Genomic DNA, 12827 nt, shown 5'->3' with positions numbered 1-12827 from the left:
GCAAGAGCTCTTGTTTTAGAGATTGTGTTCTTTTTTGTAAGCAACGATTGTTGCATACGCTTCGTCTTTAAGTTTAAGTTTCTCTTTTTTGAGTGCATCAAGTTCAGCCTCACTAATATGCTCTCTCCCTTCTTCTGCATCAGCAATTTTTTGGTCAAGTTCATTGTGCTTTTCAAAAATTTTAGCAAAGTGTGCATTGTCAAGTTTGAGTTTTGAAATAACTTCTCTGTATTCGTGTAGCATAGGTTCTCCTTTTATATTTGTTTTATTTTATCAAAAAGTGCTTAATTTTAAGACTAAGTCCTATAGTCGGCATTAATCTCAACATATTTATGCCCTAGATCACAGCCATATGCAGTAAAAGAGCTTTCGCCAATTCCTAGTTCACAATGGATACGAAATGACTCTTTTTTCATGACAGCCGCCGCTTTTTTTTCAGCTTCTGCATTTAGGGAACGCTGATCTTTACTGTAAATTAAGACATCATCATAATGAATCACAAGGGTTTCTTCATTACATGTAATACCACTGGCTCCAATAGTCGAAGCGATACGTCCCCAGTTTGGATCTTCCCCAAATAGTGCTGTTTTAACAAGCAGTGAATTACTAAGTGCTTTAGCAGCGCGTTCTGCTTCAGCTACATTTTTTGCACCACTCACTTCAAATGCAACCACTTTGGAAGAACCTTCACCATCACGTACCAGCATAAGGCTTAGCTCTTTGGTAATGCGACACAATGCTTCATTGAAAGCCTCTTTATGATAAGCATTGCTTTTTTTAGAACTTAAAAGAAGTACGGTGTCATTGGTTGAGGTATCACCATCGACACTGACGGCATTGAAAGAATTTTCAATGGCAGGGCGTAAGAGTTCATCCATATCGGCTTTTGGGATGTTGGCATCGGTGATAATAAAGCAGAGCATGGTTGCCATCGCTGGATTGATCATACCTGCACCTTTACAGATCGCTGCGATATGAAAGAAACTATCATCCTCTAAAATCACTTTTAAACAGAGCTCTTTTTTAAAGCTATCGGTAGTCATGATAGCGGAGGCAGTTGAATGAGAATCTTTGGCATTAAAATCAAATTTATCAAAAGCAGAAGAGAGTTTTTCAACATTCAAACGGTATCCGATGACACCTGTTGAGCTCATAATAGGGTTGTGTAAAGTTGGAAATTTTGTTTTGAGTTTATGAAACAATGTATCAATATCTTCGATACCTTCCGCTCCTGTCATTGCATTGGCATTTTTGGCATTCATCAAAATAAAATTGGTTTGGAACCCTTTGGGGTAACGCAAAAAATGTTTAATGGGAGCTGCTTGAAATACATTGGTTGTAAAAACACTGGAAATATCACACGGTTCATCAGAGCGAATAAAAGCAACATCGTTATTGCCATTAGGCTTAAAACCAGCCGATACGCCTTGACAGAAAAAACCAGCAACATTGTCAAGTCCGTTAATAATTGGGAGAATAGTAAACATCTGTAAATCCTTTAGGATTTGATTGTGAGAAAAAGAGGTAAGATCAAAACAAGACTAGCGTAAAATTTCCCCATGAAAGGAGAAATTTTAGCCGTTTTTCTTCATTGTACGAAGTGTCGAAGCAGCAATTCTAATTTTCTTAGTCGTTCCATCTTCAAGTGTCACACGGACAGATCTAAGGTTTGGAAGGAATCTTCTTTTAGTTTTGTTGTTCGCATGGCTTACGTTGTTACCAACCATAGGGCCTTTTCCAGTAAGAGCACATTTTCTTGCCATATCGATATCCTTAAAATTTTTCGTGAATTGTACATGAAAGAAGCAAAAGAAACGCTTAATTCTATGCAGCCTGAGATTATATCGAAAATATTATAAATTTGGGTACAATTTCAGTAAATTTTTGTGAATAGACTTTGTTACGAAGTCTATTAATCGTATAAAGGCAAACTATGTTAGTTGCTCCAAGTATCCTTTCTGCTGATTTTGGAAAGTTAAAAGAAGAAATTGAATCGATTTGCATGGCAGGATGTGATCTTGTCCATGTGGACGTTATGGATGGGCATTTCGTTCCCAATTTGACCATTGGACCTGTTGTGGTAAATGCTGTAGCACGCGCTGCCACAAAGCCACTGGATATTCACTTGATGGTTGAAAACAATACATTTTTTGTTGATCTTTTTGCTCCGCTTAAACCTAAATACCTTTCCTTTCACATTGAAGAAGAAAAACACCCGCATCGGTTGATTCAAAAAATTCGCAACTTAGGTATTTCTCCCGCGATTGTATTGAATCCTCACACGCCACCGTCTGCGATAGAATATCTCATTGAAGATTTGGATATGGTACTCCTTATGAGTGTCAACCCTGGTTTTGGTGGGCAAAAATTTATCCCCAATGTTTTAGAAAAAGCACCGATTTTAAAAGAGATGATTTTAAAACGAAATGCACAAACACTCATTGAAGTGGATGGTGGGGTCAATAACCAAAATATTCAAGCACTTGCCAATGCGGGGGTGGATATTGTCGTTGCAGGCAATTATATTTTTGGCTCCAATGATTATAAAAACGCTATTGATTCTTTAAAAGTGTAACAGATGTGGGTTAAAATCTGCGGCATTACGAACCTTGAAGACGCACTATGTGCGATTGAAGCAGGAGCGGACGCACTTGGTTTTGTTTTTTATCCAAAATCTCCTCGTTATATTACACCTCAAAATGCGAAAGAAATTGCAGAAAAATTGCCTTTACATGTAAAGAAGATCGGGCTTTTTGTAGATGTGACACCTGATGAAGTGAGTCTTACATGTAAAGAAGCACAGATGGATATGGCGCAGATTCAGTTTGAAGTAGATGAGACATTTTTTAACGCGTTAAAAGTGCCTTACGTTCGTGTTGTGCGTACGCGCGAACCTCGTGATGTCGAACAGTATCAAGGATTAATCAGGCTCGTTGATGCCTATGTTGAAGGCTACGGTGGAGCAGGGAAGAGGATTGATCTTTCATGGTTTGAAAACAGTGATAGAGACAACATCATCCTAGCAGGCGGATTGACTCCTGAAAATATTGATCAAATTAAACCTTTTGGCTTTTACGGTGTCGATGTCAGCAGTGGCGTAGAAAAAGCAAAAGGCCTTAAAGATCACGATAAAGTACGAGCATTTATAAAGAAGGCAAAGCGTGAGAGCAGTAGATAGTTATATTTTTAAGATGACGCAAAAGCCTATTTTTCATAAAGAATTTTTTGCCAAAATGCATACGTTTAAAGAGTTGGAACCTGTCGATGTTGAAGATCTATCAATGCTCAAACTCTTAGGGCTTCCTATCACTAAATACAATAATTACGCTTTTACCCTAGAAACGCTTACTACACCCATCGGTCAGGGAAAATTTTGCATTGTCGATATTGAAGCCAATGGCAGTAAACCCGCTTTACACCAGATTATTGAAATCGGTGCGGTGATGATTGAAAATGGCAAAGAAGTTGCTGAGTTTTCATCCTTGGCTAAGGCGGATATTTTACCTGATAGCATTGAGCAACTCACAGGCATTACCCTTGCGGAACTTCAAAAAGCACCCTCACTTACGTCTGTTTTAGAAGCATTTCGCCTGTTTATCAAAGATGCCGTTTTTGTTGCGCATAATGTTAATTTTGACTACTATTTTATCTCTTACGCTATGGAGCAAGCAGGGTTTGGTCCGCTTTTGAATCGCAGACTTGATACCATTGATTTGGCGCGAAAATGTATTGAAGCACCTAAGTATGGTCTAGGGGCGCTTACGGACTATTTGGGGATAGGGTTTGAAAATCACCATAGAGCATTGTATGATGCACGCGCTACAGCGCAAGTGTTCTTTAAAGCGTTGGAAAATTTACCTGAAGAGGTGCAAACCGTAGAGCAGTTAATCGCTTTTACGAATCCACAAAACCAAAAGAAGAAGAAAAAAGAGAAGCCTTCAAAGCCTACTGATACATCGCTTTAAAACGCACGTAGTTAGCAGACGATGCGTAAAGAGAGGAAACCTCTTCATCGCTAAGTGCTCGTACAACTTTGGCAGGATTGCCCATAATGAGTGAACGCGGTGGAAAGATTTTATTTTTAGTCACCAGTGAATTAGCTCCGACGATGGATTCTTTACCGATGACCGCACCATCTAAGATCGTCGCACTCATGCCTATTAAGCAGGCATTTTCTATAGTACAACCATGGAGCATCACACGATGCGCTATGGTTACATCATTGCCAATCGTTGTTGCAAATCCATCACTGCGATCGGCTTTTTTAAAGTGTGTGACATGAATCATGCTAAGGTCTTGAATCGACGTTCGTTTGCCAATTTTAATGGAGTTTACATCGCCTCTAATGACGCAGCCAAACCAGACGGAACTTTCCTCGGCAATAGTTACATCGCCGATAATGTCCGCACTGGGTGCCACAAACACATCAGAAGCGATGCGAGGTGATACGCCTTGAAACTCCATAATCATTTTAGCTCTCTTTAAACAAGCGACGTGCCAATTTTTCAGCTTTATGGGAGCTGGTATCTTTCTTTTGTGCCTTATAGATTTTATTCATATAGTCTTCCAAGACAGTGTGGTTATTAATCGCACGCTCTTCGGTTGGCTCAACTTCCGTGTAATCACCATTGTTTTCTAAATTCCAACTGAGCACATTGTCATTGAGTTGGAGTTGTAAAATTTCAAACAGTTTTTGTTGCAATGTTTTATCAAAAATTGGCGTCATAAGCTCCAAACGTCGCTCAAGGTTCCTTGGCATCCAATCAGCACTAGAGATAAAGGTTGTGGTTGGATCACCATGTTTGAAGTAGAAAATACGCGCGTGCTCTAGGTATTTTCCAATAATAGATTTGACGCGAATATTTTCACTGATTCCTTGCACATTCGGACGTAAACAACAAATACCGCGAGCAATAATGTCGATCTGAACCCCTTGCATAGAAGCGTAGTAAAGGGCTTGAATCACATCAGAGTCCACCAACGAGTTCATTTTAGCAATAATGCGCCCCTCAGCACCATATTTGGCTTCATTGTGAATGAGGTTAATGATTTTAGGCTTGATTTGTGTCGGTGACATGGAAAGCGTGTCAAGTTTTTTATGTTTGGAAAAGCCCGATAAAATATGGAAAAACATCGTACCGTCTTTGGCAAAATCTTCTTTACATGTAAAGAAGCTGGTGTCGGTGTAAACCTTCGCCGTAGCGCCATTGTAGTTACCCGTGCTAAAGTGCATGTAAAACTTTAGTTTGCCATCTTCTTCTTGGCGAATGACTTGAGCGATTTTCGCGTGAACTTTAAAACCGGTGATGCCGTACACCACATGGGCACCTGCTTGTTCCAACGCTTTTGCCCAATGGAGATTGTTTTCTTCGTCAAAACGCGCTTTTAGTTCTACAACGGCGGTAACTTGTTTGCCTTCATTAGCAGCGTCAATCAGAGCTTGGACGATTTGAGAATTTTTTTCCACACGGTAGAGCGTCATACGAATAGAGACCACTTTTGGGTCTTTAGATGCTTCACGAATGAGGCGTAGAACAGGATCAAAACTTTCATACGGATGAAAAAGCAATACATCACCTTTATCGATCACTTTAAAGACAGACTCATTGCTATCAAATGGCGGCAATGTTTTTGGATTGTACGGAGGCAATGCAAGATGTGAAAAGTCTTTATTGCCCACAATTTGCCATAATGCTCCAAGATTAAGTGGAATTTTATAGGCATAGATATCTTTAAAGAAAATCTGCATATGTGAATTGAGAAAATTGAGCAGATCAGGGTCGGTGCCATCTTGAATGTTAAGGCGTACAAATGCTCCTTTACGGCGCAGTTTTAACCCTTGCTCCATAATCATCATAAAATCATCCGCTTCCTCTTCTTCGATGACCATATCCGCATTTCGGGTCACTCTAAACGCGGCAGATGCGACGAGTTTATAGCCAGGAAAAATCTCTTCAGCATGTTTTTTAACAATCGTTTCAATCGGCACATAGGTATTGTCCCCTGCTTGGAAAAAGCGTGGAAGTACACGAGGAATGCGAATCATACCGTATTTGTAATTGCCTTCTTCTTCGATCTCACTGTCTTGAAGTTTCACAGCAAGAGAGAAACTCAGGTTGTTGAGGTGCGGAAAAGGATGTGTGGCATTCACCGCAATCGGGACAATGACAGGTAAGACATTTGAAAAGAAATAGTCATCCGATAACTTTGCCAATGAAGGCGTCAAATTGTCATAATCGGTAATAAAAAGATTTTCTTTTTCAAGGTCTTTGACGATCTCTTCATAACTGCTTTGAATAATCTCTTTTTCACTCGAAAGGTACGTTCTGATTTCTCTGAGTTGATCCAAAGGTGTTTTTTGGTCAGCACCCGTTTCAATGACGCCGGCACTAAAGAGTTGTTTAAGCCCTGCAACGCGGATCATATAGAATTCATCAAGGTTGGTGGCATAAATGGCTAAAAATTTGAGTCGTTCAAAAAGAGGCAACTCTTTTTTTAAGGATTGGGTGAGGACTCTGGTGTTAAATTTGAGCCATGAAAGCTCACGGTTAAGATACAGGCTAGAGTCATTTAAATCAAGCACGTTTGATCCTTCATTGCAAAATAAATCTAATTATTTTATCAGAAAAAAGTTATAAAAAGGTAACGCCGTTACATACTTAGGCGTAATTTGAGAAAAGAGAGGTAGAATTTTCGTTATTTGAGCGCTGGTAGCTCTCATTGGGTTTGGCTATCAGTGCCGCTTGTTTAAGCCGTGCAACTTCAAGTCTTGCCATCATTTGGAGCATTGAAGCCGTTGCCGCTACTTGGTAATCAGTCGCACTTGGGTCACTGGGAGCAAGCGCAGCCGCTCGCACTGTTTGCATTTTGGTGACCGTTTCATCAGGCGTAGGAGCTTCTGAAGTGTCGATGCCAACTTCTCCCCCTATGGCATAAAGCCTTTTGTCTGGTGCTTGCTCGTAAGTAAAAACAGCGGCACTCCGAATAACACCACCACCAGCGGCAATATGAGCACTCTCATGGGCTCGTACAGAAGTATCAATCGCTTGCAGCTCAGCAATTAATGCACGTTGTGAAGCCGTAAGATCAGTAGTCTTTTCGTCTTTTTTTTGGGATGATGAGGATGTCGTCGTAGTGGAAGATGAAGTGGGTGTGTTAGCAACGCGTATGTAAGAGGCGTTTAGAGCGCTATCTACTTGCATAGTTTCCTCCTAAACCATGCTCAATTTTACTCCAAAATGGCTTTACATGTAAAGATTTTTTACATCTTTTTCAATTTTTCAATTTGATCGCGTAATTTCGCTGCTTTTTCAAACTCCAAAATCTTCGCAGCTTCATGCATGGACTTTGTCAATTCCGCAATAATTTTCTTCTTTTCGCTCGGCGGAATCTTCTCTTTTTTATCAAACATATTGTAGATGTCAGCATGTTCTTCAAGTTTTAAATTCTCATCCATTTTGCGCGTGGTACTGGTTGGTGTGATGCCGTGTTCTTTATTGTAAGCCTCTTGAATGGCACGGCGTCTGAGCGTCGTTTCGATCGCTTTTTGCATCGAATCCGTGATTTTCTCTGCAAACATGATGACTCTGCCGTTGAGATTTCTAGCAGCACGTCCCATGGTTTGAATGAGACTCGTTTCGGAACGTAAAAAGCCCTCTTTATCGGCATCTAAGATAGCAACAAGGGAGACTTCAGGCAAGTCAAGTCCCTCACGAAGGAGGTTAATACCCACAAGCACGTCAAACTCGCCCACACGTAAAGAGCGAATGATTTGGTTACGCTCAATCGCGTCGATGTCGGAGTGCATGTATTTGATCTTAATGCCCAGATCGGCGTAGTAGCGCGTTAGCTCTTCTGCCATTTTCTTCGTCAATACCGTTACAAGCACTTTTTCATCTTTACATGTAACCTCTTTGATCTTATCAAAAAGAGTCTCCACTTGGTTTTTACTGCTTAAAATTTCGACTTCAGGATCAAGAAGCCCCGTCGGGCGGATGATCTGTTCGGCGGTGTTATCACCACTAAGTTCCAGCTCCAAATCCTTAGGTGTGGCACTGACAAAAAGGTAACGTGGTGCTTTATGGATAAACTCATCAAACATTAAAGGACGGTTATCTAGTGCGCTTGGAAGTCTAAATCCATACTCGACAAGCACCTCTTTACGACTGCGATCTCCCGCAAACATACCGCGAAATTGTGGAAGACTGACATGGGATTCATCGACGATGACCAGATACTCTTTATTCATGGCTTCAAAGTAGTCAAACAACGAGTAGGGTGTACCACCAGGCTCTATCCCTGTCAAATATCGTGCATAGTTTTCAACGCCTTTACATGCTCCGGTGCTTTGAAGCATCTCTAGGTCAAACTCAACACGTTGTTTAAGGCGTTGATACTCGACCAATTTGTCCTCTTTTTTGAAGTATTCGAGGCGTTCATCTAACTCTTGCTCGATGGATTTGATCGCTTTTTGAAGCCTCTCGTGCCCGACGATAAACTGATTGGCGGCATAGATGACGACTTTGTTTAGGTTTTGCAGTTTTTTATTAAGAAACACTTCAAAATAGTTGATGCTCTCCACTTCGTCACCAAAAAACTCCACACGAATCGCCTCTTCTTCACTGTAGGCGGGGTAAATGTCGATGACATCGCCACTGACCCTAAAACAACCGCGATCAAAAAAGGTGTCATTGCGTTTATAACCCATGTCGACAAGGCGCAAAAGAAGCTTTTTTTGGTTGATACTTTCGCCTTTTTCGATGACTTGCACCATCTCTTTATACTCACTTGGATCGCCCAAACCATAATTTGCCGAGACGGAAGCGACACAGATGACATCATCAAAACTAAGCAGTGATGCTGTCGCACTGAGGCGTAAACGCTCTAACTCTTCGTTGATAGAACTGTCTTTTTCGATGAAAAGATCACTTCTTGGAATATACGCCTCAGGTTGATAGTAGTCGTAATAGCTGATAAAATACTCCACATGATTTTTAGGAAAAAAGCCCTTAAATTCACTGTAAAGTTGCGCTGCAAGGGTTTTGTTGTGCGTCATGACGAGGGTTGGCATCTTCAGTTTTTGAATGATCTGTGCCATTGTATAGGTTTTACCGCTACCCGTCACACCAATCAACGTTTGATAACGACTTCCTTTTTGGATGGACGCAACCAGTTTATCGATGGCTTGCGGTTGATCGCCGGATGGCTGATAGGGACTTTCTAAATAAAATTCGCTCATAGTTGATACTTTTCCCATTATTTTGTTACAATTATACCAAACAGACCACAATGGAGTCCTAAATGTTTGAAGAAGAGCGAAACATTAGCACATTAAGCCAAAAGATAACGGAACTTTTGGAAAAATACAAAGATCTTCTGGCACAAAATGAAGCCCTACGTCAAGAAGTGGTCAAGGCCAAAGCGTTGGCAGAAGCTAAAAATGTGCAGATTGCAAAATTGGAGCAAGACCTCATTAGTAAAAACGTCAATTCTGATGATTTACTCAGCAAAATCGAAGCAGTGCTTGGCAAATGAGTAAAATAACCATTAGCCTTGGTGGCAAAGACTTTGACATCAAGTTAGAGGGTGATTTCGCCGTGCAGTTTGAAGCGGATTTTAAAGAGAAATTTAAAGAAAAAAGCACCATTGACCCCAAAGAACTTCTGTTTGCGTACGTGGGAAAATGTTATGATAATTTCGTTCTCGAACAAGAGGTTACCAAGCTGTTACATCAAATGGATGAGATTTAAGTCGAGCTTCAAAAATATTGTACTAGAATGGCTTTTACGTGGTCAATAAGTGTATTGACTAACAAAAAAACAAGGAGTGAATATGAAAAAAGGTTTCACGATGATCGAACTTATCTTCGTTATCGTTATTTTAGGTATCTTAGCAGCCGTGGCTTTGCCAAGAATGGTAGGGGTACAAGAGCAAGCACGTTTGGCAAAAGCGGGAGAATTGGTCGCGCAACTCAATAGTGTTGTTGTTCCTGGACTTTGGGGAAAAGCACAAATGGCAGATGATGGTAATGTCAGCGTTACATTAGGAAAAATGAAAACGGCAAATGCCAATGATGAAAGAATTCAATTATCTTATTACATGGAAATTCCAAGTAACTTTAAAGTAGTTAATACAGATTTAGGAACAGCATTAGGACATTGTGTAGCTACTGCTATACAACCATTAGAGACTTGCCAAATATTAGCGGATTCTACAAATTCAATTTATATCTTTGGACGTGATGGAAACTCTACGGAGGCGCCTCGCTTCTGGTATAGTAGTAAAAAATCTGGCGCAGACAACGATTTTAATGTTTCTAAATCTTCATTCTAATATGTGTTTAAGTATAGAGGGCAGTCTTGTGCTCTCTACTTTAAAAGGGTCATAGTTTATGAAATTAGCATTTACAATGATAGAGCTTGTTTTTGTTATTGTGATTCTTGGTATTTTAGGTGCTGTAGCTTTTCCAAAGATGGCACCTTTTATCGAAGATGCTAAGATGGCGCGAGGGCAAAGCAATGTTGCTGCAATTCGTTCTGCTATTAGTAATGAACGTGGTAAAAATATGCTTAATGGTGTTGTCGCCTTTCCTCAAATCCTTGATGATGCTGCTAAAGATACGTCAGGAGAATCTTTATTTGATGGTAATGCTACAGTGTCTATTCTTCAATATCCACTTTATTCTAAAGCAAGTGGTGGATTTTGGATGAAAAAATCAGATAATGGAGCAACGACGCAGTATCGTTATTATTTGAGTGATTCGCGGTATGTTGATTTTAATTATACTCGTGCAACTGGAAATTTTGATTGTGCTCATAATGCCGCAAATGACAATGATTGTGCAAATCTAACAAAATAATTTATGTGTTTTACTACCATATTGCTCTTTTAAAATCTCCTCTTTCTCCTTTAACCTATCAGTCGGAGCAATCACTTCCTTTAGGTGCTATCGTTGAAGTCACACTTTCCAAGCGAACCACACAAGGTGTGGTGATAGCCGAAGTTGAAAAACCCTCGTTTGAATGTGAAACTATTTCGTTTACATGTAAAACCTTTTACCCTCCCAAAACACTTGAACTTGCTCGTTTTATCGCCGAGTATTACGTCTGTTCATTGGGTGAAGCACTAAGCCTTTTTGTACCGTATACTCACAATGCTTTACATGTAAACGAAAAAATTACGATAGATATAACACTTTCCACCGAACAACACAAGGCATATGACTTTATCGAAGCGCATCCTACGTCACTGCTTTTTGGCGATACAGGAAGTGGCAAAACCGAAATCTATATGAAGCTCTTTGAAAAAACGGTCAATGAGGGCAAACAGGCTATCTTCTTACTTCCAGAGATTGGGTTGACACCTCAGATGAAAAACCGTTTGAAGCATCATTTTGGTACACACGTTGCTATTTGGCACTCAAAGATTAGCGCAAAGAAAAAAGAGCAGATACTCAGTGCCCTTGCAGAGGGCAAAATTTCCATCATTGCAGGAACGCGTTCCGCACTTTTCTTGCCGTTGGAATACTTAGGCTTGATTGTGGTCGATGAAGAGCACGATGAAAGTTACAAGTCAGGTAATCGCCCTCGTTACAATGCTAAAGATTTGGCACTCCTTTTTGGGCAAAAACTGGGCTGCAAAGTGCTTTTAGGCTCTGCAACGCCCACGTTGGGTAGCTTTCATAAGATTCCAACTTTTAGGCTTAAGGGCACATTTTTTGAGTCGCAAAGTTACATCATGTACGATGATGGCGAGCATGGACTTAGTTTTAAGATGACACAGGCAATTCAAAAAGCGCTCGATGCACACAAGCAAGTTATCGTCTTTTTGCCAACACGCGCGAACTTTAAGTACATTACATGTAAAAACTGTGGCGCGAATGTCGAGTGCCCGTTTTGCAGTGTTGGCATGAGTCTTCACCATAATATGAACGCACTCAAATGCCACTACTGCAACTACACCGAAGTCATCCCCAAAGTCTGTCCTAAATGTGGATGTGAAGATATTGTCGCAACACGCATGGGAACGGCGGAAGTGAGTCAAAAACTCTCTGAGCATTTTTCTGAACATGTTGTGCAACAGTTTGACCGTGATGAAGTACGAACAGAAAAAAAACTCTCTGAGATTTTAAGTGATTTTAATGAGCATAAGATCGACATTATGGTTGGGACTCAGATGCTCAGTAAAGGGCATGACTATCACGGAGTTGGGCTTGCCGTCATTCTTGGGGTGGACGCACTTTTAGGTATGAATGATTTTAGATCACGTGAAAAAACGCTTGCCTTGGTACTCCAAATTGCAGGAAGGGCAGGGCGAAAAGGGTACGGTGAAGTGCTGATTCAGAGTAAAAACAGCGACTTCTTCAAACAGTATTTGAGCGACTTTGAACAGTTTTTAAAGGATGAATTGGTATTTCGAAAAGGACTTTACCCACCCTTTAAAAAGATGCTCAGACTCATGAGTGCTCATGTTAAAGATGAAAAAGCCAAAGCATTGATCGACCAAGTTGCGCTCATCGCGCAAAATTTTCCTCAAGTCGAAGTGGTGGGATTTGGCAAAGCGAACATTGCAAAAATTGCGAACAAATACCGCTATGAACTTTTAGCACGCAGTGACTCCAGTAAAGCGTTACTTGAATTGGCACATGCGGTTAAACTCTTACATGTAGAAGCGGATATCGATCCGTTATCCTTTTCTTAACGTATTTTAAGGGATATATCCACGACACCCCCTAAAGCTTCATAAAACTTGTTTTATGAGAATGATGCATTTTTAACATTAGTTCTTAAATCTACTCGTTGTATAATCTTCTAAAACTATATGTTGGA

Annotated in this window: 15 protein-coding genes; 8 read left to right on the top strand and 7 right to left on the bottom strand. The window is 40.4% G+C overall.

The genetic code is table 11. The annotated features are described in order from the left end of the window. Positions 1–15: 15 nt before the first annotated feature. The 3 genes from SJPD1_RS09920 to rpmB form a co-directional block, all read right to left on the bottom strand. A complete protein-coding gene (locus SJPD1_RS09920; protein ID WP_096047026.1) occupies positions 16–243 on the bottom strand; it encodes an HP1242/YdcH family protein in 228 nt (75 codons plus the stop codon). Positions 244–296: 53 nt separating this feature from the next. Then, positions 297–1487, bottom strand: coding sequence for a bifunctional glutamate N-acetyltransferase/amino-acid acetyltransferase ArgJ (gene argJ, locus SJPD1_RS09915; RefSeq protein WP_096047025.1), 1191 nt, complete (start codon positions 1485–1487; stop codon positions 297–299). Positions 1488–1574: 87 nt separating this feature from the next. Beyond that, complete coding sequence (rpmB, locus tag SJPD1_RS09910) at positions 1575–1763, bottom strand: 50S ribosomal protein L28 (RefSeq protein ID WP_087439017.1); 189 nt, start codon at positions 1761–1763, stop codon at positions 1575–1577. A gap of 170 nt (positions 1764–1933) precedes the next feature. Here rpmB and rpe point away from each other — a divergent pair, with 170 nt between their 5' ends. From rpe to SJPD1_RS09895, 3 genes are read left to right on the top strand one after another with little or no spacing between them, the layout of a single operon-like run. Then, positions 1934–2575, top strand: a complete 642-nt coding sequence (gene rpe / locus SJPD1_RS09905; protein WP_096047024.1) for a ribulose-phosphate 3-epimerase — start codon at positions 1934–1936, stop codon at positions 2573–2575. Between the two features lie 3 nt (positions 2576–2578). Further along, on the top strand, positions 2579–3178 hold the full coding sequence (locus tag SJPD1_RS09900; protein WP_096047023.1) for a phosphoribosylanthranilate isomerase: 600 nt from the start codon (positions 2579–2581) through the stop codon (positions 3176–3178). Further along, positions 3162–3965, top strand: coding sequence for a 3'-5' exonuclease (locus SJPD1_RS09895; RefSeq protein WP_096047022.1), 804 nt, complete (start codon positions 3162–3164; stop codon positions 3963–3965). Before SJPD1_RS09900 ends, SJPD1_RS09895 begins: the two co-directional genes overlap by 17 nt. Here the strand turns inward: SJPD1_RS09895 and SJPD1_RS09890 are convergent. The 4 genes from SJPD1_RS09890 to uvrB form a co-directional block, all read right to left on the bottom strand. After that, positions 3946–4470 carry a gamma carbonic anhydrase family protein gene (locus SJPD1_RS09890; protein ID WP_096047021.1) on the bottom strand — a complete coding sequence of 175 codons (525 nt, stop codon included), beginning with the start codon at positions 4468–4470 and terminating at the stop codon, positions 3946–3948. The genes SJPD1_RS09895 and SJPD1_RS09890 overlap by 20 nt on opposite strands. Position 4471: 1 nt before the next feature. Continuing rightward, the gene (locus tag SJPD1_RS09885) at positions 4472–6583 is read right to left on the bottom strand and encodes an RNA degradosome polyphosphate kinase (protein ID WP_096047020.1); all 2112 of its coding nucleotides are present in this window, start codon (positions 6581–6583) and stop codon (positions 4472–4474) included. A 76-nt stretch (positions 6584–6659) separates the two neighbouring features. Further along, the gene (locus SJPD1_RS09880) at positions 6660–7202 is read right to left on the bottom strand and encodes a putative metalloprotease CJM1_0395 family protein (RefSeq protein WP_096047019.1); all 543 of its coding nucleotides are present in this window, start codon (positions 7200–7202) and stop codon (positions 6660–6662) included. A 59-nt stretch (positions 7203–7261) separates the two neighbouring features. Then, on the bottom strand, positions 7262–9238 hold the full coding sequence (uvrB, locus tag SJPD1_RS09875; RefSeq protein ID WP_096047018.1) for an excinuclease ABC subunit UvrB: 1977 nt from the start codon (positions 9236–9238) through the stop codon (positions 7262–7264). A 62-nt stretch (positions 9239–9300) separates the two neighbouring features. Here uvrB and SJPD1_RS09870 point away from each other — a divergent pair, with 62 nt between their 5' ends. The 5 genes from SJPD1_RS09870 (at position 9301) to SJPD1_RS09850 (ending at position 12699) form a co-directional block, all read left to right on the top strand. After that, positions 9301–9534: an ABC transporter gene (locus SJPD1_RS09870; protein ID WP_096047017.1), complete on the top strand. Its 234-nt coding sequence runs from the start codon at positions 9301–9303 to the stop codon at positions 9532–9534. Then, a complete protein-coding gene (locus SJPD1_RS09865) occupies positions 9531–9749 on the top strand; it encodes a hypothetical protein (RefSeq protein ID WP_096047016.1) in 219 nt (72 codons plus the stop codon). The genes SJPD1_RS09870 and SJPD1_RS09865 overlap by 4 nt, the downstream gene beginning before the upstream one ends. Before the next feature lie 82 nt (positions 9750–9831). After that, entirely contained in the window at positions 9832–10332 is a 501-nt protein-coding gene (locus tag SJPD1_RS14895) for a type II secretion system protein (protein WP_275539361.1), read from the top strand. A 58-nt stretch (positions 10333–10390) separates the two neighbouring features. After that, positions 10391–10858 (top strand): type II secretion system protein, encoded by a 468-nt coding sequence (locus SJPD1_RS09855; protein WP_096047015.1) that lies wholly within the window; start codon positions 10391–10393, stop codon positions 10856–10858. Positions 10859–10863: 5 nt separating this feature from the next. Further along, positions 10864–12699 (top strand): primosomal protein N', encoded by a 1836-nt coding sequence (locus tag SJPD1_RS09850; protein ID WP_096047832.1) that lies wholly within the window; start codon positions 10864–10866, stop codon positions 12697–12699. Positions 12700–12827 lie beyond the last annotated feature (128 nt).

Source organism: Sulfurospirillum diekertiae (genome assembly GCF_002309535.1).
Taxonomy (GTDB): Bacteria; Campylobacterota; Campylobacteria; order Campylobacterales; family Sulfurospirillaceae; genus Sulfurospirillum; species Sulfurospirillum diekertiae.
This window is presented reverse-complemented; position numbering and strand designations above follow the sequence as displayed.